Consider the following 22,833-nt stretch of genomic DNA (forward strand, 5'->3'; position numbering starts at 1 on the left):
GCATGATTTTATGAAGAGCGCCTACGAAATATTAAAAGAAAGAGGCTTCATCGAGCAAGTAACCGATGAAGCTTTGATTAAAAAACTTTTCGCCCAAGGGCCTGTGACCTGCTATATTGGCTTTGATCCTACGGCCACCAGTCTGCATATCGGTTCTCTTGTGCCGATTATGTCTTTGGCACATATGCAGCAGAGCGGACATAAACCAATTGCGCTGGTCGGTGGCGGCACGGGTTTGATCGGCGACCCCAGCGGTAAAACGGAAATGCGCCAGGTTCTAACCCTTGATCAGATTGATTACAACGCACAGTGTCTGGGCAAACAGCTTTCTCAATACCTTGATTTCTCCGATGGCAAAGCGCTTCTTTTAAACAATGCCGACTGGCTGACAAAAATCAACTACATTGAGTTTTTAAGAGACGTTGGCAGGCATTTCAGCGTGAACAAAATGCTGGCGGCGGAAAGTTATAAAATCAGAATGGAAAAAGGCCTGAATTTTATCGAATTTAATTATATGGTTCTTCAGGGGTATGACTTTCTTTATCTCTTTCAGAATTATGGCTGCGCTTTGCAGATGGGCGGCAACGACCAGTGGGGCAATATGCTGGCCGGTACTGAACTGATTCGTAAAATTGCCGCTAAAGACGCTCACGCCGTAACGTTTCCGCTGATTACAACGTCCCTCGGACAGAAGATGGGGAAAACCGAGAAAGGAACAATCTGGCTGGATGGCAACTTAACCAGTCCGTACGAATATTATCAGTACTGGGTCAATTGCGATGACGCCGATCTGGAAAGATTTTTAAAGCTATTTACCTTCCTGCCGCTGGAAGAAATCAGTATTGTTAAGAAACTGACCGACGCTCAACTGAACATGGCGAAAGCTGTGCTGGCCTTTGAAGCGACGAAAATTACACATGGGGCAAAAGCCGCCGAGGACGCCTGGCGCGCTTCAATGGAAGCATTTCATTCCCGTCCGGTGGATGCCGGTATGTTTCCTTCCAGTTCTATTCCCCGTGAGTCGGCGGCAAGCGACACTTCGGCGATTCCCCGCTATAAAATTTCCCGCAAGGATTTGGAGACGGGCATCCAGATTTGCGCGACCTGTGCCAAAGCGGGATTGACCCAATCCATTTCTGAAACCAAACGCTTGATCGAGCAGGGCGGAATTTACATCAATGACCGGCAGGTAAAATCCATCGATGAGAAATTAACTACTGCCGATTTTGGCGGTAGTAGCGAATTGCGCGTGAGGAAAGGGAAGAAGAAGTATTTAATCATCGAAATGGATTGATCAAGGGGTCGTTGACCGGGCGCGCGTCCCGGTACGGGAGTGCAATGATAAATGGCAACATTCCTTGCCGGTAAAAGCCGAAGGCTTTTACATAACGTCCAGCTGCAGCGTTTCCTTCGCCCTTCGTCGTTGCGGCGTATAAAAGATACGCCTCACTCCTCAGAACTCAGGGGCCTTGCATCTGAACATTTTTAAACAGCCCCCCAAAAGGATTACTTAATAAATATCGGGTTTTGTTTTTTTTAGCGTAATCAACCCTTTCCGCTTTGAAGCATAATAAAAATAATGCAAGAAAAAATTGAAAAAAGAAAGAAGCCCTTCCAGTTCAAGCGTTCTTTCGCCCAAAAAAAATCAAAATCAAAACAGAAAGAATCTTATTACAAACCGGAAATAGCATCTTCTCTTAAAAATATTCTAGCTAAAATAGGAAAGCCGCACCCCACCCCTTTTGTCCCCGATGATTTCCAAATTAAAGCATTGGATGCGATCAAAAAAACCGATTGTCTGGTGATCGCGCCGACAGGTTCGGGAAAAACATGGATCGCGCGGGAAGCCATATTATCCGTACTGGAGAAGGGTGGTCGCGCCTGGTATGCCTCGCCGCTCAAAGCGCTTTCCAATTCCAAGTGGGTGGAGTTCGGCCTGCATTTCGATCCCGAAAACGTAGGTATCATCACAGGGGACACCAAGGAAAATACCGAAGCGCCGATTATTGTCGGCACCACGGAAATACTGCGCAATCAGCTCTACGACGCCATGCATCAGGGGCTGGACTTGAAATGCGATCTGGTAATTCTGGATGAAGCACATTTCTTAGGCGATGCTGATCGCGGTGTTGTCTGGGAAGAAATAATGATTTACCTTCCGGCGCGGATTAATCTGTTGCTTTTATCGGCGACAATCGGCAACGGTGAGGAAATAGCGCGATGGCTGGAAACAATCCGTAAAAAACCATGCGTGGTCATCAGGGAAGAAAAACGTCCTGTGCCACTCTATCCTCTTTTTCTTCATCCTTCAGGATGTTTGCATCCTTTTCTGGAAGGGAAAAAAGTTTCACCGACGGTTGCGGATTTTTTAAGAAGAACTAACGATAAAAGATTGCGCGGCGGTCCAATGCCGGATTACATCGGCATTATCCGAATTCTTGAACGGTTTAATCTTCTGCCGGCTATATTTTTTTTAAAATCACGCGCGGAATGCGATGCTGCCCTCACAGCGCGGGGAACGCTTTCGTCTCCGGAAAATTCCGTGGGATTCAATGATTCTCTCTATGAACTACTCGATCGTTTCCCGTCGCTTGCCAATCATCGGCAACTAAAAGCGTTACGCTCCTGGGGGCTTGCTGCTCATCATGGCGGGCAGCTCCCCGCTTGGAAGATGCTGGTGGAGGAAATGATGAATCGTGGGCATCTGCGAGTGATATTTGCCACATCCACCATTGCCGCGGGGGTTAATTTTCCGGCAAGGACCATCGTGCTTTTTAACTCTGATTTATTCAACGGGAATGATTTTAATCCGCTTTCGGCTACGGAATTTAGCCAGATGACCGGCCGCGCGGGAAGACGCGGGCAAGATAATATCGGCTTTATGCTGACAATTACCGGGAAATTTATGAATATAAATCATATCCGGTATTTGCTGTTTCAAAAACCGGAAGATATTTTAAGCCAATTAAAAAATGATTTCGCGATGGTTTTGAATCTACTTTTATCACAGACACCGGAAGACATTCGTAAAATATTCGAAAGATCATTCGCGGCTTATCAACAAAATATCCGGCACCATGGCTCTGATTATTCCGCTGCAAAAACACTTTGGAAAGATTTTTCGCGCCACTTTAAATTTTTGCAGAAAGAAGGCTTTGTGGATGAAGCCGGAGCGCTGACCGCAGACGGACATTGGGCTTCCAAGCTGCGACTGGATTATCCGCTCCTTGTGGCGCAGTGTTTACGCAAAAACGCTTTTCCTGAAGAAAACGAAAAACTTCTGGCTGCCGTTGTCGCTTTTTTTGCTTACGATCGTGATGACGATATGAAATTGACCATCAAGGATCTACCGCCGAAACTGACGCTATCATTTAAAAAGGTTGCGCTTGCCGTGCGACCGCTTATCCATCGCCTGGAAGACGCCGGCTTTCCGGTGGTAAAACTTCATGCATCTGCCGGAGCCGCTGTTTATTACTGGGCACAGGGACACAGTTGGGATTCTGTAATCAAAGCCACGGGTATCGCGGAAGGTGACATGGCAACACTGATTTTACGCACCGCGGATAATCTACGCCAAATAGCTTCGCTTAAGGATACATATCCGGAAATTGCCGAAAGCGCTTATAAAGCAAGAGATGCAATATTAAGGGAACCGGTACTTTTTCTGTGATACAAAAAGGTTATTGACCTGGTGTGTATTTCGGAAAAGAAGTGCAATAATGAATAATAATATTCCTTGCCGGTAAAAGCCGAAGGGTTTTACAATACGTCTATACCTTAAAGAGCACATGGTCTGCTGCGTTGCATTTCAATCTTTGTAGAAATTTAGCCGGAGGAAAATAATTTATTAAAATGATTTGCAAGACCAAATACCCAACGTACCTCTCATTGTAGTTTCATATGTGTTGAATGCTAGCCCTGATTCTTTCAGCAAGGTTGGCATGCCACCGTTTGATCGGTATGAATTATAATGGTGCGAGTGCATTATACCGATAGTATTTTCCAGCAAGCTTATTAGAAGGTTGGGGAAATTTTTCTGGACAGTGTAATCGGCAATAATGACCATATTTGAAACACGCTTCATCTCTAGCAAGATTGGAAGTCGTTTTTCTGTTGGAATTTCATGAAAAAGGAGAGTTGCCATCGAAATATCGAAACTGCCGCTCGCGAAACGGGAAAGATCACTAGCGTCACCAACTTCAAATGAAAGATTGGTGAAACCATAACGAAACTTCATATTCTCAGCGTATAGCTTCATGCGATCTGATAAGTCAAGACCTGTTCCTAGTTCAATGCGTGAAGCTAAAGCGAATAGTTGTCGTCCTGTTCCCGATGCGACATCAATGATTTTCGAGTTGTCGGGCACATGTTTTGAAAGTGATAAACTTGTTTCCTTCATTATAGGGTCCCAGAATTTTGCGTATAGGTAACCGGCATAAAAATCGTTTTTTGTAATTACTTCTGCCAATTAAAAATCCTCCTTATATAAATGAAATATTAAAATTTATTCTTTAACGACCTTAATAAAGCTTTTTATACTATATATAAAGTTAAAGTTCAGTATTTATATGTTTTTTGATAAAAATTACTTTTAATAAAAATATACAGCTTGATCTTCACGCGTTGCATCCGGACATTTGTTTCTCGCCATAATGTTGTTTTCTGATTTTCTCATTTTACAAAACATTTCAATTAGTGATAATCAGTAAATGGCTGAAATCTAATTTAATATGTGGTACATCTATTCAAAATCTTCATGCGAGCATAAATAATATTTAACAGCTTCTTTTTAAAAAATATCAAAATTAGACTGTAAAACGGGGATAAATTGCTGGTGAAATTTAAATTGGATTAATGAAGTGAGGATAATATGGAAAAGAAGTCATGGCTAAAAATTATTGTTATCAATTTGGTAATTGCGTTATCCTTGGTTACTATTACTGAGATAATAATAAGAGTTGTTGCCGCAAGATCTAATGTTTTTAACATTAACATTGGCGCGGCAATGGACTTCCATCCAACTCGGGGGACTCAATTAAAGGCTAATTACAAAGCGGAGGGTATATCTATCAATTCTTATGGAATTTTAGGTCCTGAAATAGAATTGAAGCCAAACCCATCGGGAATTAGAATATTAACGATTGGTGACTCGACTTCTTTTCATCCACAAAGCAGAAATTATTCGAGGGTTTTAGAAGATAAACTGAAAGAATTTTTCCCAGGTCATAACATCGAGGTGATTGTTGGTGCCGTTCCAGGCTATAATTCATATAAAGCGCTGGATTGGTATAAAGAGTTTCTTTATAAATTAAATCCGGATATCACGATAATTTATATCGGTTGGAATGATATTTTAAGTATACATCCATTCAATAAGACTGAATTATTTCGTCAAAATATTAAGACAAGATCATTTCTACAGAAACTTTATGTGGTGCGTTTACCTTATTATTTTATGAGGGAATATGAAAGAAAAAAAGTTGCTGATTTATCACCGTTATCTGCGGAAGAAAGGAATACAATAAATCATTTTTATCCTTATCATTATTCAAATAATTTAAAAATCATGATTGAAAAACTGAAGAATCAAGGCTCTGTTGTTTATTTAATCACTTTACCAGGATTAATTACATACAATCCAACAAATGATGAATTGAAAAGAATGTATTACGGCGTGGGGATGAATAATAAATTAGCCTTATATAAGGCTGTTTATAATAAATATCACAAAGTGCTGGAGGAAGTAGCAACAAGTACAAATACCCCAACCATTGATTTGAGGGAGATAATTAAAAGCCCGGAGCAACGTGAAATATTCACCGATACAATGCACTTCAATATAGCAGGATCTGAAGTGTTTGGTAATTATATAGCGAATTATTTAAAGGCTGATTTAAATAAAATGATTATCCGAAAAAGATGAATTACCACTAGATATTAATTGATTTTTCAATTCGAATAAAATTAAACATTTCCAACGAAAATTTTCATTATTGTTCATTAGTAAACTTGAAACTTTATTAGTAAGGAATCAAAATCGATCTTTATCCTTCGCATCTGGTCATTTGTTTCTCCCTGTAATATTCCCTTATTTTATAAATTCATTCAACCTTTCAATTTGCAATAGTCAAAAAATGGCGGAACTATAACCTGACATGTGGTATAAATATAAATCAGATAAACATCTCTGATCATATTTAAATTTAGTGGAATATCACTGGAGGGATAAATCATGAAAAAAATCCTTAAAATTACAGCTATTGTCTTTGTCGTTCTGCTCGTTTTAATCGTCGTTGTTTCTTTATTTGTGAAGTCGTATCTGACGGAAGATCGAATGCGTGCACTTGTTTTAGAGACAACGGAGAAATCTCTTAACAGGAAGGCTGCGCTCGGCGGCATTAATGTCAGCCTTTTCCGGGGAATCGTTGTCAAAGACTTTGAGATCATGGAAAAGAACTCTAAGTCTGCCTTCCTCAAGACTAAGGAATTTGTTCTTACCTATCAAATTCTCCCTCTGTTAACCAAAAAACTGGTCATTGATAAACTGAGCATCAAGGATGTTGAAATTTACGTGACGGCCAATCCTGATGGTACTTATAATTTCTCTGACATGGTAAAGAAGGATAAATCTCAGGATCAGAAAGACGAAAAGGAGAAGACTGGGGGTCTTCCTATAGACCTGAATGTAAAGGATATAGAGATCAAGAATGCTAAACTTGGCTACGTTGATACAATAGGGAAATTAAAAAAAGCCAATGTAATCATGAATGCGGACTTGAAAATTACCGGACTTTCAAAAAATATCCTGTCCTCGGAGGGATCTTTCGATACTACCGTAGCAGAAGCGTTGCTGAAGGATGGAGATAAAAACTTTAAGGATATTAAAACAACTGTCCGCTACAAAATTGACTTGGACATGACCTCAAAGCAAATCACCCTCCATTCCATGAGTCTGGATATAGCGAAAATTCCCGTCAATATCACGGGCACCGTCAACTATAATTCCTCGACAGCGTATTCTCTGGTCATGAATGTGCCTAACTGCAATCTCTCCGAGATCAAACAGGATGTCACTTCGGCATTTATTCCAAAAGGAATGGTTCTTGGGGGCAATATTTCCATGCTTCTTAATGTCGACAAGAAGCCCGAGAAAGAAAGTCCTGCAAATTTCAACGGCAATGTGAAGATGAACAGAGCCACTTGTGCTTATAAAAACGTGAATCTTGTTTTGGACGGAACTGTAAAACTGACTCCGGAAATGATGTCACTCGAAGGATTAAAACTTGTTGCGGGCCAGAATAGGGCTGATATTTCGGGATCAGTGAGAAATTATAAGGAATATCCCGATGTGAACGTGAATATTAAAAGTCCCCTTATTGCGCTTGACGAACTTTTTGTCACTACTACTTCCGCTAAAGCGCAGGAAACGGCCAAACCCGCTGACGTTAGAAAAGAACCGGAACCGATGAATTTGAAACTTAAAGTAAATGCATCACTGGATATCGGCAAAACAGTATACAAGGGCGTTTCCATAACCGATTTCAGGTCTCGATATGAGCTGAAAAATAATGTGTTTAATATAGTCTATCTGAAAGGCAATACACTAAGTGGCGCTTTTGCACTGAAGGCATCTATGAATCTTGCTCAGAAGGGAACAACGTATAACATGAATGCTGATTTAAACGAAGTAAAAATCGAGGAGATTGTCAATGCTTTTGCACCAAAAGCCAAGGGTAAGATCTTCGGAATATTGTCCGGCAAGGCCGCTGTCAGTGGTTCGGGTACAGTTCCTGCGAACCTCAAGCGCAACCTGAAAGGGAATGGCGAATTTGCAATAAAAGACGGCTCCCTGAAAAATACTGAGCTGAGCGCCGGTCTTCTGGCTATTCTGGGCTTGACAGATATGAAGGAAATTCCGATTGATAAGGCAAACAGCAAATTCACAATATCCAATGGAATCGTAAACCTCACAACCCTTATCAATAGTAAAGATATGTTGATTGATGAGACTGGAAGCGTTGGGATGGATGAAAAACTGGATCTTGGCATTCTCGTAAAGGTTTCAGACAGGCTTGCACCCAAACTTGTCAGTCAGTCGTCTATCGCCACCTTCCTCTCCAGCGAAAAAGGATGGACAGCCATACCGCTGAGAGTTGGAGGCACTATCTCCAAGCCGTCTTATGGTATAGATACTAGAGTTGTTGGCAGGAAAGTTAAGGAAAGCATACAGAAAAAGGTCGGGGATGAACTCCAAAATATTATTTTTAAAGACAAAAGTAAAACATCTCCCACGGAGCAGAAAAAAAGTTCAAGTCCCGCAGATCGCCTCAGGGAACTATTCGGTAAATGAAATACGCGTGAACTCGCTATGACAAATTGGTAGGCCACATGGAAAAACTTTCGATGATAACTGATTTTGTTCCGGCGGGAGACCAGCCGCAGGCGATTTCAGATTTAGTAAAAGGTTTGGAAAAGGGAAAAGAGCATCAGGTGCTTCTGGGTGTGACCGGTTCCGGTAAAACTTTCACCATTGCCAATGTTATAGAACGCGTACAGCGTCCAGCGCTCATCATCGCTCACAATAAAACTTTGGCGGCGCAGTTATATGAAGAATTCAAAGGCCTCTTTCCCGAAAATGCCGTGGAATATTTTGTCAGCTATTACGATTATTATCAGCCGGAAGCTTATTTGCCGGTTACGGATACTTACATCGAGAAAGATTCAGCCATTAATGAAGAGATTGATAAACTACGCCATGCTGCAACGCATTCTCTTTTGACTCGGCGTGATGTTATCATCGTTGCCAGTGTTTCCTGCATTTACGGTTTGGGCTCGCCTGACGCCTATCTGGGTATGATAGTACAACTGGAAGCGGGCAAGGAATTTTCGCGGGATGAGCTTTTGAGAAGACTTGTCGAAATTCAGTATGAAAGAAACGATATTGATTTTCATCGAGGCACATTCCGTGTCCGTGGCGATATTGTGGAAATATTTCCTCCTTATGAAGATGAACAGGCTTTGCGGATAGAATATTTCGGCGACACGATTGAATCAATGTCACTCATTGATCCCTTGCGAGGCAAAAAAATCAGCGCGGTCACTAAAACAGCCGTCTATCCCGGCAGTCACTATGTTTCTTCACGCGAAAATCTTCATAGGGCGATCGCCGATATTCGTGCGGAGCTGGCGCTTACACTTGTCGAGTATAGAGAACAAAACAAACTGCTGGAAGCACAGCGACTGGAGCAGCGCACCAACTTTGATCTGGAGATGATGGAGGAGATGGGGTATTGTCAGGGCATAGAAAACTATTCCCGACATCTAACCGGCCGCCGTCCCGGCCAGCCGCCGCCCACGCTTATGGAATATCTGCCACATGATGCTCTGATAATTATTGATGAAAGCCACGCTACTTTGCCGCAAATTTCCGGTATGTACAAGGGTGATCGCTCGCGTAAAGAAACACTAATTAAATACGGATTTCGTCTGCCTTCCGCGTTGGATAACCGGCCGTTGCGCTTTGACGAATACGAAGCATTGGCTAATCAGAGAATATATATTTCCGCGACACCGGCGCTGTATGAAACGCAAAAAGCAGAAGGTGTCCGCGTGGAACAAATCATCCGTCCGACAGGATTAATGGATCCCGAGATTGAAGTAAAACCGGCCAAACATCAGGTTGACGATTTGCTCGCGGAAATCAAAGAAAGAATTGAAAAGAACGAACGGGTGCTGGTAACTACGCTAACCAAGCGAATGGCGGAAAATCTGACCGATTACTATGCCGGTCTGGATATTAGAGTGCGTTATCTTCATTCCGATATTAAGACTCTGGAGCGCGTGGAAATTATCCGCGATTTGCGTCTTGGAGAATTCGATGTTCTTGTCGGCGTGAATCTTTTGCGCGAAGGGTTGGACATTCCCGAGGTTTCTCTGGTAGCGATTCTGGACGCGGACAAGGAAGGATTTCTGCGTTCGGAACGTTCTCTTATCCAGACCAGCGGGCGCGCCGCGCGAAATATTGCCGGAAAGGTTATCATGTACGCCGATAAAATCACAAAATCGATTCAGGCCTGTCTTGATGAAACAAAACGCCGCCGCATTATTCAGCAAAAATATAATGAAGAAAATAATATCACGCCGGAAACAATTAAAAAATCAATCAGCAATGTTCTGGGTTCTATCTATGAAGCCGATTATGTGACGGTGCCTACAGGGGTTAAAGAGGAAATCGCCACATTAAAAGACGAAGATTTGCGGGCTTTAATCGCGAAACTTACAAAAGAAATGAAACAGGCTGCAAAAAATATGGAATTTGAGCACGCCGCCGAACTACGCGATGAGTTGAAAGAACTGAACAAAATTATGCTGGAGATGGGGTGAAATTTTCATCGTGAGGTATTATTCAGGCGTCGTAGCGATCTGTGAAGGGATAACACATTCATCGGCTAGTATAGCGTCTCGTAAATGTCTATACAATATGTCATTTCGAAGTCCCGCATGTGCGCGATCATACTCCGCGAGAAATCTTAATTATCGTAAGAATATACAAGATATCTCCCGCTAGTCGATATGACAATGTTTCATTGAGACACTACACTAGCAATATTTGAAAAAAGCAGAATAATAATTAAAAATGTGATAATAATTACAAAGAATTCATTATTAATAAATAAATTTTCTTTGAGGGATATGAGTAACCTGATTCGATTGTGCCGGATTATCGCTTTCTCAGCATTCTTTGTTCTTTTATCCATATTTATTTGGGGTTGCCAAAGCAGATATGAAGGGTTGGATACTAGTGTCTATCAATACCGCGACACAAAAGACCTTGTTAAATTTGTTTATGACGCCTCTCTGATAGTTAAAAAGGATGGTTTAAAAAGTCTGGAATATTTTCGCAATAACCGCCAGCTTAATTTTACGCCCGATCGCTACCTTTACATTTATGATATGAAGGGCGTGAATATCTATCACGCCGGTATGCCGAATCTTGAAGGTAAGAACCTTTGGAATCTCACAGATAAAAACGGCAAAAAACCGATTCAAATGGTGGTTGCCGCCTTAGCTGATAAAAACAATCCTCATGCCTGGGTTCATTATTCCTGGTGGGAGCCTGGTAAATTCTATCCCGTCCCCAAGTCGTCCTGTCATTTCAAAGTTACAACTCCTGAAGGTCGGGAGGTATTCGTCGGCGGCGGTTTGAATTATCCTCACGAAGAAAAAGAATTCATCAGGATTATCGTCGATGATGCCGCTCAGTTGATTAAAGAAAAAGGAGAATCAGCTCTTTCCGAGATAGCTGACCCTGCCTCTCATTACAATTTCCGGGATGTGAAAGTATTTGCTTTTACCCCGGAGGGTAAACTATTTATTTCACCGGTGATGAACGATAGTCTTACTGAGTTCAAACTAATGGATTGTACCGATGAAATGGGACATAAACCTTTCGAGAAAGCATTGAGAGAACTAAAAAATAAAGATTCAGTTTGGGAGATCTTTCTTGCCAAGAACCGCTATCAGCGGACACTTGTCAAGAAAAGTTTATATCTGCGTAAAACATATATAGCCGGTCAGGAGATCTATGTGGGTGCGATAACGGAACTTCCCCAACCACCGATATGATTGAGGAACCTTAATGCCAGAAAATAATAAATATGAGTATTCTGTAAATGAAGTGCCGCCGGTAGGGCATTTGTTATTGTCGGCGTTTCAGCATGTTCTGATAATGGTTGTCGCAATCGGCATACCGATAATTTTCGCCGGTCAGCTCAATGAAACACCGGCATTTACTGCTTCACTGGTTACATTTTCCATGCTTGCCTCGGGTATCGGGTCTATTATACAGGCGCTAAGGCTGCCTTATCTGGGCTCCGGTTATTTATGTCCGAATCTTTGCGGTCCTTCTTATTTAAGTCTTTCGCTTTCTGCGGCATGGATTGGCGGTCTGCCTTTGATGCGCGGTATAACTATCGTTGCCGGTGTGATCGAAATATTTCTCGCGCCGGTAATTCAAAAATTGAAAAGCGTATTTCCGATATACGTTGTCGGTCTTGTTGTCGCACTGGTCGGAATCAGCATTGTTCAGATTTCAATTACATCGTTTTTCGGTCTTACTTTTCAAGGTGACGCCATACGCAACATAGATATTTTAATCGGAGGCGTTTCATTATTAATAATGGTTTTCTGCAATATCTGGGGCAGGGGATTTGTAAAGGTTTATTGTTTGATTATCGGAATTTTCTCGGGCTGGATTCTGGCTCTGATACTCGTTCCCGAGAATTGGCAAAATCTGATTTCGGTAACAAACGGTCCGCTTTTCGCGATGCCGCAATTTCATTCTCTTCTCAACCCGATAACCTTCCATTTCAATCTGATGATTCCGTTAATTGTTATTGCCATCGGCAGTACTTTGAAAACATTTGGTAATCTTCTGGCAGCGCAAAAGATGTCGGAACCTGAACTTAAAGAAGTTAATTTTGTACCTATCCGTAACGGTATTATCGCTGACGGTCTTGCGACATCAATATCTGGATTATTGGGCTCAATGGCAGTTGATACATCATCCAGCAACATCGGTCTGGCCGGTGCTACCAAGGTGCTCAGCCGTTGGATCAGCGTTGTGGCTGGAGCGATTTTTATTGTGCTTGCTTTTTTCCCGATGCTGACCAACGCTCTTTCGCATATACCCAAGCCTGTTTTGGGTGCTTCGCTTATTTTCAGCGGATGTTTTATGATTTGCGCCGGATTAATACAGATGCTGAACGAAAATTGGGATCAGCGTAAAACTTTTGTGGTTGGGATCGCTTTATTTTTTGGCTTGAGCACCGCTTTTCTGCCTTCGCTTTACGCCCGGGCGCCAAAGCTTATCCAGACATTCTTTACAGATCCATTACCGACAGCAACGATCCTTGCCGTAATCCTGAATCAAGTTTTTAACCTGGACATACTTTACAAAAAAATAAGAAAAAAAGATTAGCTTGTTTCATCCAGAAATATTCATAACGATTAAAAGAATTGTACGCCATGTCAGAAAACATCGTGTTAAAAGAAAAAATGACTTCCGCTCCGCGCTTTCCAGGGGTGTATATAATGAGAGATGCGCAAGGAAAGATTATCTATGTCGGTAAGGCCAACGATTTAAAAAGTCGAATCAGTTCTTATTTTACCGGTAAGGATACACGGCCCATGGCGCCTTTTCTAATGGCGCGTGTTCATGATATTGACTTCATTACAACATCCACGGAAAAAGAAGCGCTGATATTTGAAAACAATTTAATCAAGCGTCATCGTCCCCGTTATAACGTAACTTTTCGCGACGATAAAACTTATTATCATTTATTGCTTGATCCTGCGGAGAGGTTTCCACGCCTGCAACTGGTGCGTAAACGATTAAAGGATGCTGCACTTTATTTCGGCCCTTACCCTTCGGGACTGGCGGCAAAAGAAACTTTACGTTTTGTCCAGCAGGTCTTTCCTTTGCGTTCCTGCCGTAATCGTGATTTTAAATTGCGTCCAAGGCCTTGTCTGGAATATCAGATGGGAAGATGTCTTGCGCCATGTAAAGGATTAGTAGATGAAAAATCGTACAGGAAACTCGTTGAAAGTGTCGTAGCGTTTTTACAGGGGCGTCGCCGCGAATTGATTTCTGAATTGAAGAAACAAATGAATGAGGCGTCGCAGGATCTTAATTACGAAGAAGCGGCGTGCTTGCGTGACCGGATTGCCTTTCTGGAGCAAGTGCTGGAAAAGCAAAACGTTGACTGGGGTGTTGAAAAAGATCAGGATATCGTAGGTCTTTACGAACAGGATGATAATTATCAGATTTGTATTTTGTTTGTGCGTGAAGGAAAGCTTCTGGGCAGCAAATCATTCATACCGATTAAAGTAAAAACGGATACGGTTGAAGTTGTTTCATCGTGCCTGATTCAGTATTATGACAGTGACGTCGGCATTCCCGATGAAATTATCATCCCCTGCCGTTTGCCGGATGAACAAGTAATTATTGAATGGCTGACAGAAAAGAAAAATAGAAAAGTGACACTGACGGTGCCTTCTATTGGAACAAAAAACGCTCTTCTGGATATGGCTAGTGACAACGCCAGAAACCTCTGGGAGGCAGCGCACAAAAGTCGCCAGCAGAAAACGGCAGCGCTGCAAATTCTTCAGGAAAAATTATCGCTGTCAAAACTGCCGCGACGAATGGAATGCTACGACATTTCCAATATCAGCGGAAAGCATGCCGTAGGTTCAATGGTTGTTTTTCAGGATGGAGAACCGGATAAGAACAGCTACCGGCGTTATCGGATAAAGACTCTCTCTGAACCTGACGATTACACGATGATGTATGAAGTTCTTTCACGCCGGTTTGCAAGTAGAGAAAATCTGCCGGATTTCGTTGTTGTTGACGGTGGTAAGGGACAGCTTAATGTTGCTCTTTTAGTGTTGAAAGATTTGAAAATCAAGATAGATGTTATAGGGTTGGCTAAGGAGGAGCGTGCCACGCCGTCCGGCAAAGGAGTTCTAAAAAAGAAAGCCGGAAAGTCGGAAGATCGAGTTTATCTGCCGGGACGCAAGGATGCCGTTTTCTTATCTACTTGGCCGCAGGCATTACGGGTTCTTCAACAAGTACGCGATGAAGCGCATCGCTTCGCTTTGAGTTATCACCACCAGGTAAAACGAAAAAATGATCTGCTTTCGATTCTTGATAATATTCCTGATGTAGGTGAAGAGCGCAAGAAAGCATTATTGAAACATTTCGGTTCAGGCAAGCAAGTAAAAGAATCATCTCTGGATGAATTGCAAAAAGTGCAGGGAATTGGTAAAGAATTAGCTGAAAAAATTTATAATGCTTTGAATAAATAGGATATGTCACTGAATGTCCTCCGCTGGCGGAGGTGTCACGCAGTGACGGAGGTGGATAAAGAACTTCCAGTCTGTAACTTGGCTGAAAATTACCTCTGCATTAACACATCCACCCCCTTAATCCCCCGCCAGCGGGGGACATTTACAGTTAAAAGACCGTCAATTAAATTAAAACGTGAAAGTGATTATTTAATATGAGTTTGATAACAATTATTATTCTGGCTATTGGACTGGGCGTGGATGCATTTTCCGTGGCGATAGGCATCGGTGCCGCTAATGGTAAAAAATCATGGGCCCCGGTGTTGAGACTGGCGGCGGCTTTTGGTATTTTTCAGTTTGTCATGCCTATTATCGGCTGGATGGCCGGTCTGACAGTCGTCGAAATCATAGCGTCGTTCGATCACTGGATCGCTTTTACGCTACTGGCTTTGGTCGGTGGAAAAATGATCTGGGAGGGATTCGAAAAAGAAAACGATGAGGAGAAAGCGGATCAGACGCTCGGTTGGCCACTGCTGATGCTTTCCATTGCCACCAGTATTGACGCACTTGCTGTGGGATTCAGCTTTTCCGTTCTGAAAACTCCAATTTTACTGCCGGCGGTGATTATCGGCATTGTGTGTTTTCTGATGACAGTTACAGGTATGATCTTCGGTAAGGTGCTGGCGAAAATATTCGGTAAAAAAGTAGAAATATTCGGTGGCTTGGTTTTAGTCGCAATCGGAGTAAAAATTCTTATGGACCATGGGGTATTACTTTATGCATCATAAAATTATGGAAAGAAGAAATCATAGATTATTACCCGTTACGAAGAAATCATTCTGGGTAGCACTTTTGCTCGTAAGTCTTCCTCTGTTTTCATGCTCAACTTTATTACCTAAACAATATACCGCGGAAACTACCCAAGGCCAATGTCTGCCGGTTTTCCCCGATAAAAATTGCTGGTATGGAGGAGATGGCGCATATTCCATTCCACTGGATAAAGAGCGCAGCCTGTGGGTGTTTGGAGATACGTTTGTCTCTTGTGAAGGATACAGAAAAGATCGCATTGATATGGATGTTATCCTGGGAACAACCGTGGCGATTTCCACCTGCTCTGTTAATAACGAATTTAAAATTCAATATTATTTGAAAAATAAAGGCGGAAGATTTGTATCATCGTTTGGTGAAAACGAATGGCTGTGGCCGCAGGACCCTTTTATCGTTAATAATGTTTTATATATTCCCTTGATAGCAATAACTCCTGGAGATAAAGAAGGAGAGGTTTTTAATTTTAAAATATCCGGTCACAAATTTGCACGAATAAATAATTTCTCTGCCGCTGATCCCCGTGAGTGGAATTACAATTACATTGATTTAACACCGGCAATACCGCCGGAGATCAACGCTTTTGCAACGACTTCCGTTCTTCATGATAATTATATTTATTTTTATCCGTTCTATGTTTATTCGAAAGATAAGGTGAGTGTTTTGGGTAATATTATTGCCCGTATTCCTGCTGATAAAATTGATAATCCTGTCGGTGCGGTGGAATATTATACCAAAGAAGGAATCTGGGAAAATAAACTGAATCCCGAAAAGGTTAAGGTTGTGCTTGATGCCTGTGTTTCTGAATTAAGTGTAAGATACCATGCCGCTGATAAGAAATGGAGGGCTGTTTATTTAACAACACAAAACAAAGGTGACAAATTATTGTATCAGACAGCAGATAAGCTGGAAGGTCCCTGGAGTGAGCCAAAAGTTTTAGGATTGCCGATTCCGGAGGTTGATCCTAAGAGTAATCTATATGACAAAGGGAATTTTTGTTATGCCGGGAAAGAGCATATCGAATTTTCAGGGGATAAAAATATGGTTGTGACTTACGTCTGTAATTCAGCGGACGATATGCAAAGCCAAACAAGTTTCCTGCGCCGTAATCTTTTTCTCTACCGTCCGGTGGTAAACAATATAAACTATTGAAATGCAAATTGGTTTTAATAATGGATTTCCGATCAGGTTGGGAATGACAAAATCATAAAATTATACAAGTGCGATATTAAAAATAGAACGCGGCGTTTATTATTTTATACTTTAATTCAACTTTTAAATCAAAGATGATATCGAGGCGGCTAGGCGGAGGCGACGAAGCGTATTACTAATACGTTGAGGTAGCCGACAACGACGCCAACAAAGATAGCGCTTTGAGTTGGAAGTTGAATCAGATTCCAAGCCATCTGACAAAGTTATACGCCGCAATCCCGCCCAAGTAGGAAACAAGAAGAGTAATGATAATGGAGGAATAAAACCATTTATTGCTGTTCATTTCTTTTTTCAATACGGCGATTGTCGCAGCGCAGGGTATGAAGAGCATCATCACCACAAGAAACGCCGCTGCTGATTCCGGACTCATTATGGTGGGCAGTATATTGGATAAGCCATCCCTACCCACGGAATAAAGAACTCCCAGCGTGGCCACAACATTTTCCTTTGCCACCAGACCGGTTAAAAGTGCGGTAATCATCTTCCAGTCAAGTCCCAGCGGCACGCCCAGCGGCTGGAGCAATTTCCCGAATGAAGCAAGAAAACTTTCTTCCACAACTCCCTTCGGAAAATACGATAAAAACCAGATAATCAGGGAGACGCCCAGAATTACGGTTCCCGCTTTGCGGATAAACGATAATGTCCGCGACCAGATAACCATCATGATAGTTTTTACATCTGGAGTGTGGTAGATGGGCAATTCCATTATAAACGGCGCATCCTGTTTCCAGAGAGTTTTATTGACAAATATTCCGGCAATACCGAGCACAACGATATTCAGAGCCACAATGCTCCAGGATACATAAGCGGCATTTTCTCTAAAGACGGCGGCAGAGACAAGTGTCAATACGGCCAGCCGGGCAGTGCAGGGAACAAACGGAATTAAAAGCAGGGTAATCATTCTGGCCTTGCGTGTTTCGATAATCCGCGTGCCCAGAACAGCGGGCACATTACAGCCGAATCCCAGGAACATGGGAATAAAGCTTTTACCATGCAGGCCGACAAGATGCATGATTCTGTCCATGACAAAAGCCGCGCGCGCCATATAGCCTATATCTTCCAAAAGAGCCATGATGGTGAAAAATATCAGCAGAACCGGCAGAAAAGTAAGCACAGAACCAGCTCCGCCGATGACACCGTTGAGCAATAAGCCCCCGATCCAGACCGGCCAGCCAGTTGTAAAAGGTTCACAGAATTTTATTAAATGCTGAATCTGATTGCTTAGCCAGCCTTGAAGAGGAACGCCCACCGCGTAGGTGAGAAAAAAAACAAAAGCCATGACCGCGAGCAGAACGGGAATGCCGAATATAGGACGGGTAAGAATGTGGTCAATTCTGTCAGTAAGAACCACCTGTCCCATTTTAAAACGGGACACGACCGCTCTGGTAATTTTTTCAATCCAGTCATAACGGCCGTTAACGACGGCATGAAGAGCGTCTTCGTGCTTGATCAGAAGGCTTTCTATTTCATCACGCGCTGATTTTTGCGCCTTGCCTTCAACCATTTTGGAAACCTCAGGATCGCCTTCCATCAATTTTACCGCTATCCATTCAGATGTGTAAGGTTCCTGAATATAAGGCCGGACAAGCTTCAGTATGTCATGATAAATTTGCAGATGATCGGTAGAGACTTCCGGTAAATCAGGGTTATATTTATATTCACTTGACGCAATCGCAGAAATCTGGCTTACCAGTTCTTTAATACCACTGTTGCGTTTAGCTACCATGGGAATAACAGGAATTCCCAGCGAATCCTGTAATGCCCGTGTGTCAATTTCAATGCCTTGTGCGGAAGCAACATCCAGCATATTGAGGGCAACAATGACCGGACGATTGAGTAACAGAACCTCTGATAAAAGATAAAGGCCTCTTTCCAGAGCAGCCGCGTTTAATACAAGTACTACCAGATCGGGTATTTCCTGGATGATGAAATCACGGGCAACTCTTTCTTCTTCAGAAAACGCCGTAAGGCTGTAAGTTCCCGGCAAATCAACAATCCTGATTAAAACATTATCGGCGCGATGAGTTCCTTCTTTTTTCTCTACCGTTTTTCCCGGCCAGTTCCCGACATGCTGGGATAAACCGGTAAGAATATTAAACACGGTTGATTTACCTACATTGGGCTGGCCGACAAGAGCTACGAAAATTTCCTTTTCAATAGGCGGCAGGCAGACTTCGATTTCCGGATCAATTTTATAAACCATTATTTTTGACGCTTCGCCCTGGCCCAGCGCGATACGTGTATTGGCTACCTGAATAACAATTAGGCCGCCGCTGGCTTGGGCGACACGGAATCTGGCGTTCGTTACTATGCCCATTCCAGCCAGACGGCTGGTTATAGCAGCGCCGCCCTCAATGGAATGAATAACTCCCTGATCGCCCTCGTGTAGTGATGTTATATTAATATAATCGCTCATTATTTCATACTTTCCAAATTATCTTACGCTGACGCGATATTTTTTCAGCAGGAATTCAGTTCCGTAGGAACTTTTTGTGCGGCGCAGATTTTTATTGCCCATATCCTCTTCCAGATTAAGGTACTTATATTCAGACTGCAATCTTTTTGCTGTGTCGTTAAACATGAACTCGTAAATGCCGTGATATTTAGTGGATGCTTTGGCAAAATGCAGGCAAAATGTGTCCGTATTAAGAGCTTCACCGATAATAAATCCTGCTGGTTCGTTGACAATGTAATATATTATTCCCCAGAGAGCAAGCCCGGAGAATTTTTGCAGTGCCTCTCTACACTGCTCAAAATCGGTTTTTTCCGGCGTTGATTTGGAATTGTTCTGCCATTTTTGTAGCACAGTTACCGCATCCTGAAAATTATCTGCCGATATTGGTTTGCCTTCAGGCGCATATGAAGATAGAAACTGGTGTAAGTGGTTTCTGTGGCGCAGGTATTGTTTTCCCTTAAAACTTGCCATTTTTTCGGTAAGATAAATGTAGTCAGACTCGCTTTCGTCGTAGCTGATGATAAATTTGTCCTCCGGGAAATAAGAAAGCCATTCCTGGGGAATAGGAAAGAAAAAATTTCGTTTATCTAAAATTTCATTGAATGTTTTAATATCGCAGCCGCGCGGATCGTTTAACGGCATTATGTAATTTTGTTTTTGTTTATTCTGACCGGAAACAAATAATCCGCAGTCCATTGACAGGAATTCGTAATTACTTATCTTGCGGAATAAATAAACATTGGCGAAGGTATAATCGGAAATCTGTAAATTCATTTTATGAAAACGATTTGTCAAACAAGCATGATGCTTCAAATCAACGGTTTCGATGTTTCCCATGTAGATATTATTTTAGTCCTTTCTTCAGACGGCTCAGAGTATAAATTTATGATGGTTATCTTTGAGCCAGCGTTTTTGCGCTTTGTGTTCCGGCATGATGGAATCTACCCGTTGCCAGAATTTCGGCGAATGATTTTTTTCTATGATGTGCATCAGCTCATGCACGATCACGTAATCAATTATATCAGGCGGCGCCATCATCAGCCGGAAACTGAAGGAAAGATCGTTATCTGTTGAACAGGAACCCCAGCGTTTTCCGGCTGACGTTATAGTAATATTTCTATAATGCAATTTAAGCTTCCTGCTGAAAAAATAAACACGTTGACAAATATATTCGCGTGCTTTTTTCTTATACCATGAGACAAAATAATGTTTTCTTAAATTCCTGTCTTCCTGCGCGTTAAGGTAAAAACAATTATTCCAGAAAAAAACGCCGGCTGTATCAAAAGGTTCAAAAAAAACTTCCAGTGGATAAGATTGACCCAAATAGTAAAACTTTTCGCTCGTTTTATATTCCGGTGCCTTGTTTTTAATTGCTTCCTCTTTATGTCTCTGTATAGTTTTATTTATCCAGTTTTGTTTTTCCTGCACGAAATGGTTTATTTCATCAATCGGTGTTAAGTAGGGTGCGGCAATGACTACCGACTCTGATTTATCGTTGATTTGGAGGGAAATTGTTTTTCTTCTTTTCCTGCTTCTCTTGATTTTGTAGGTTATATTCATCAAAATGTTTTCCGAAAGATTCTGTCCCGTCTTATTATTCCCACAATAAAATATATGGCGTCATTCACACTTATTTTGCTTGCATTATTACCATAATTTGTTGTCTAAAGCGAGCAGGAAAGGCCTTTTCATTAATTTAAATTTATGCTAGCTTAAAAAAAAAATCATGAGGCGAAATGGCAAAAATCACCAAATGTCCATGGGGTAATTTTGAAGTTTTATTGGATGTCCCTGATCATAAAGTAAAAAGGATTGTCGTTGAACCCGGTGGATGTCTGAGCTTACAGCTTCATCATCTTCGTTCCGAGCACTGGTTTGTTGTTGCAGGAAAGGGAATGGCGATTGTTGACGGCAAAAAGAAATCATTACATGCAGGAAGATCAATTGATATTCCTCAAAAATCCAAACACCGCGTTCATAATTCTTCCGACGAAGATTTAATTATTATCGAAGTGCAAACGGGTGAATACTGTGGTGATGACGATATTGAGCGGTTCGAAGATAAATATGGACGGATTTAATAGCATTTCTCATGTAAGTCGCCACCTTTCGATCCGAAATAACACAATTCATTCAATGTTCTGCCGTATGTATTTCATTGACATACAAGGTGTATTTTTTTATATTTTAACGAATTGATTGGCAGTGTTAATATAAAGAGTGAAAAAGATAATTCTGAAGTAAGAGGGAGAATGGATCTTTATGCACGAGGGGAAAAAAGCTAAACCATCAGGGGGAAACAAAAAAAAGAGCGCGGAAAAATCGAATGTGGAAGAGAGAAGGAGAGCGGACCGACTGAGAGAGGATAATGAGATCACCATAACTATTGTTTCCGGAGGAGAAAATACCCCTCAAGAAGAAGTCCTCTATAACTTCACCAAGGATATATCTGTGGGCGGTGCCAGAATCCAGACCAACATTCTTTTGCCTATCAATGCCCTCCTCAAAATAAATTTAGCATTGAAGAGTTTGCGTCGAAATATAATCGCTTATGGAATAGTAAAATGGAACAAAATTATTACTGATAATGAATCATATGAAATAGGTGTGGAATTCGTCGATACACCCGACGAATCAATCAAAATACTGGAAGATTATATTTCGTGTAAACAAAAATATACACAGCTCAACCCCGTTGGTATGCCGTTTTGGATGTTTGCGAAATTTAACAAATAATTATCTTAATTGATGAATATGATGCCTGCCACTGAAGAGCTGTGGTAAAACTCTTCCAAAAGATTCGGGATATATTTAATTAATTTTCTTTAAAACGATATCTTTTTGTCTTTGTTTTTTCTCCGTCTTCTTTTCCACGAATATTTTTCTGCCGGTTGCCGGGTCAGTTTCTGTGAAATACATCAGACTCGAATAAGTGGAAGGCAAGGGAGTAAAAATTTGAACCTGCCGCGGGTTGGTTTTCAACTCTCTGCCCGCGAAAGATTTAAGCTCTCGCATATCTTCCTCGGCACATCCCGGATGGGCAGCGATAAAGTAATAAGTAAGAAATTGTTTCTGCCCTGATGATCTATTAGTATTTTCAAATATCTGTTTAAAGTTTAACAATGACTGCGCCTGCGGTTTGCCCATTAGTTTTAAAGTATTCGGGGCGGTATGTTCAGGTGCAACTTTCAACTGGCCGGAAATGTGATGTTGAACCAGTTCCGGCATGTAATCCACACAATGTTTTTTATCGCTGAGCAGCAAATCGTATCTGATGCCGGAAGCGACAAACACTTTTTTGATGCCTTTAATCTTTCGCAACTCTTTTAACAAATTTATCTGTCGGCTATGATCAGCTTTTAGACCTGAGCATACCTGAGGATAAAGACATTTTTTGTTTTTGCATGCTCCATTGATCTGTGGAGGGGTGTGATAACTAAGTATGCAAAATCACGATAAGTGACTTACACGATGCTTTACAGATGCTTTACAATTAA

The 22,833-nt window shown here is 41.7% G+C and carries 17 protein-coding genes; 12 read left to right on the top strand and 5 right to left on the bottom strand.

The annotated features are described in order from the left end of the window. Positions 1–10 precede the first annotated feature (10 nt). The gene (locus CVU62_14720; GenBank protein ID PKN36573.1) at positions 11–1,294 is read left to right on the top strand and encodes a tyrosine--tRNA ligase; all 1,284 of its coding nucleotides are present in this window, start codon (positions 11–13) and stop codon (positions 1,292–1,294) included. Positions 1,295–1,579: 285 nt separating this feature from the next. Continuing rightward, positions 1,580–3,670: an ATP-dependent DNA helicase gene (locus CVU62_14725; GenBank protein ID PKN36574.1), complete on the top strand. Its 2,091-nt coding sequence runs from the start codon at positions 1,580–1,582 to the stop codon at positions 3,668–3,670. Between the two features lie 177 nt (positions 3,671–3,847). Here the strand turns inward: CVU62_14725 and CVU62_14730 are convergent, their stop codons facing one another. After that, a complete protein-coding gene (locus CVU62_14730) occupies positions 3,848–4,468 on the bottom strand; it encodes a hypothetical protein (protein PKN36575.1) in 621 nt (206 codons plus the stop codon). A 402-nt stretch (positions 4,469–4,870) separates the two neighbouring features. Between CVU62_14730 and CVU62_14735 the strand changes: the two genes are divergently transcribed. The 8 genes from CVU62_14735 (at position 4,871) to CVU62_14770 (ending at position 16,821) form a co-directional block, all read left to right on the top strand. Then, positions 4,871–5,923: a hypothetical protein gene (locus CVU62_14735; protein ID PKN36576.1), complete on the top strand. Its 1,053-nt coding sequence runs from the start codon at positions 4,871–4,873 to the stop codon at positions 5,921–5,923. Positions 5,924–6,232: 309 nt separating this feature from the next. After that, positions 6,233–8,350 (top strand): hypothetical protein, encoded by a 2,118-nt coding sequence (locus CVU62_14740; GenBank protein ID PKN36577.1) that lies wholly within the window; start codon positions 6,233–6,235, stop codon positions 8,348–8,350. Between the two features lie 38 nt (positions 8,351–8,388). Then, complete coding sequence (locus CVU62_14745) at positions 8,389–10,383, top strand: excinuclease ABC subunit B (GenBank protein PKN36578.1); 1,995 nt, start codon at positions 8,389–8,391, stop codon at positions 10,381–10,383. A 309-nt stretch (positions 10,384–10,692) separates the two neighbouring features. Beyond that, positions 10,693–11,625 carry a calcium:proton antiporter gene (locus CVU62_14750; protein PKN36579.1) on the top strand — a complete coding sequence of 311 codons (933 nt, stop codon included), beginning with the start codon at positions 10,693–10,695 and terminating at the stop codon, positions 11,623–11,625. A gap of 13 nt (positions 11,626–11,638) precedes the next feature. Next, on the top strand, positions 11,639–12,979 hold the full coding sequence (locus CVU62_14755; protein ID PKN36580.1) for a xanthine permease: 1,341 nt from the start codon (positions 11,639–11,641) through the stop codon (positions 12,977–12,979). Positions 12,980–13,026: 47 nt separating this feature from the next. Next, positions 13,027–14,865 carry an excinuclease ABC subunit C gene (locus CVU62_14760; GenBank protein ID PKN36581.1) on the top strand — a complete coding sequence of 613 codons (1,839 nt, stop codon included), beginning with the start codon at positions 13,027–13,029 and terminating at the stop codon, positions 14,863–14,865. A gap of 194 nt (positions 14,866–15,059) precedes the next feature. Beyond that, positions 15,060–15,632 carry a hypothetical protein gene (locus CVU62_14765; GenBank protein ID PKN36582.1) on the top strand — a complete coding sequence of 191 codons (573 nt, stop codon included), beginning with the start codon at positions 15,060–15,062 and terminating at the stop codon, positions 15,630–15,632. Beyond that, positions 15,607–16,821: a hypothetical protein gene (locus CVU62_14770; protein PKN36583.1), complete on the top strand. Its 1,215-nt coding sequence runs from the start codon at positions 15,607–15,609 to the stop codon at positions 16,819–16,821. Before CVU62_14765 ends, CVU62_14770 begins: the two co-directional genes overlap by 26 nt. Positions 16,822–17,059: 238 nt before the next feature. On the opposite strand, the gene feoB is transcribed toward CVU62_14770, so the two are convergent. The 3 genes from feoB to CVU62_14785 are packed head-to-tail and all read right to left on the bottom strand — an operon-like array spanning position 17,060 to position 20,896. Then, entirely contained in the window at positions 17,060–19,297 is a 2,238-nt protein-coding gene (feoB, locus tag CVU62_14775) for a ferrous iron transport protein B (GenBank protein ID PKN36584.1), read from the bottom strand. Positions 19,298–19,315: 18 nt separating this feature from the next. Then, positions 19,316–20,173 (bottom strand): hypothetical protein, encoded by an 858-nt coding sequence (locus CVU62_14780; protein ID PKN36585.1) that lies wholly within the window; start codon positions 20,171–20,173, stop codon positions 19,316–19,318. A 33-nt stretch (positions 20,174–20,206) separates the two neighbouring features. After that, positions 20,207–20,896: a M48 family peptidase gene (locus tag CVU62_14785; protein ID PKN36586.1), complete on the bottom strand. Its 690-nt coding sequence runs from the start codon at positions 20,894–20,896 to the stop codon at positions 20,207–20,209. 176 nt (positions 20,897–21,072) lie between these two features. Here CVU62_14785 and CVU62_14790 point away from each other — a divergent pair, with 176 nt between their 5' ends. Together CVU62_14790 and CVU62_14795 are read left to right on the top strand one after the other, a co-directional pair. Beyond that, complete coding sequence (locus CVU62_14790) at positions 21,073–21,417, top strand: mannose-6-phosphate isomerase (GenBank protein PKN36587.1); 345 nt, start codon at positions 21,073–21,075, stop codon at positions 21,415–21,417. A 181-nt stretch (positions 21,418–21,598) separates the two neighbouring features. Next, positions 21,599–22,072 carry a hypothetical protein gene (locus CVU62_14795; protein PKN36588.1) on the top strand — a complete coding sequence of 158 codons (474 nt, stop codon included), beginning with the start codon at positions 21,599–21,601 and terminating at the stop codon, positions 22,070–22,072. Between the two features lie 75 nt (positions 22,073–22,147). Here the strand turns inward: CVU62_14795 and CVU62_14800 are convergent, their stop codons facing one another. Then, complete coding sequence (locus CVU62_14800) at positions 22,148–22,669, bottom strand: hypothetical protein (GenBank protein ID PKN36589.1); 522 nt, start codon at positions 22,667–22,669, stop codon at positions 22,148–22,150. Between the last annotated feature and the right edge of the window lie 164 nt (positions 22,670–22,833).

The sequence above is a fragment of the Deltaproteobacteria bacterium HGW-Deltaproteobacteria-2 genome, from assembly GCA_002840505.1.
Lineage (GTDB): Bacteria > Desulfobacterota > Syntrophia > Syntrophales > Smithellaceae > Smithella.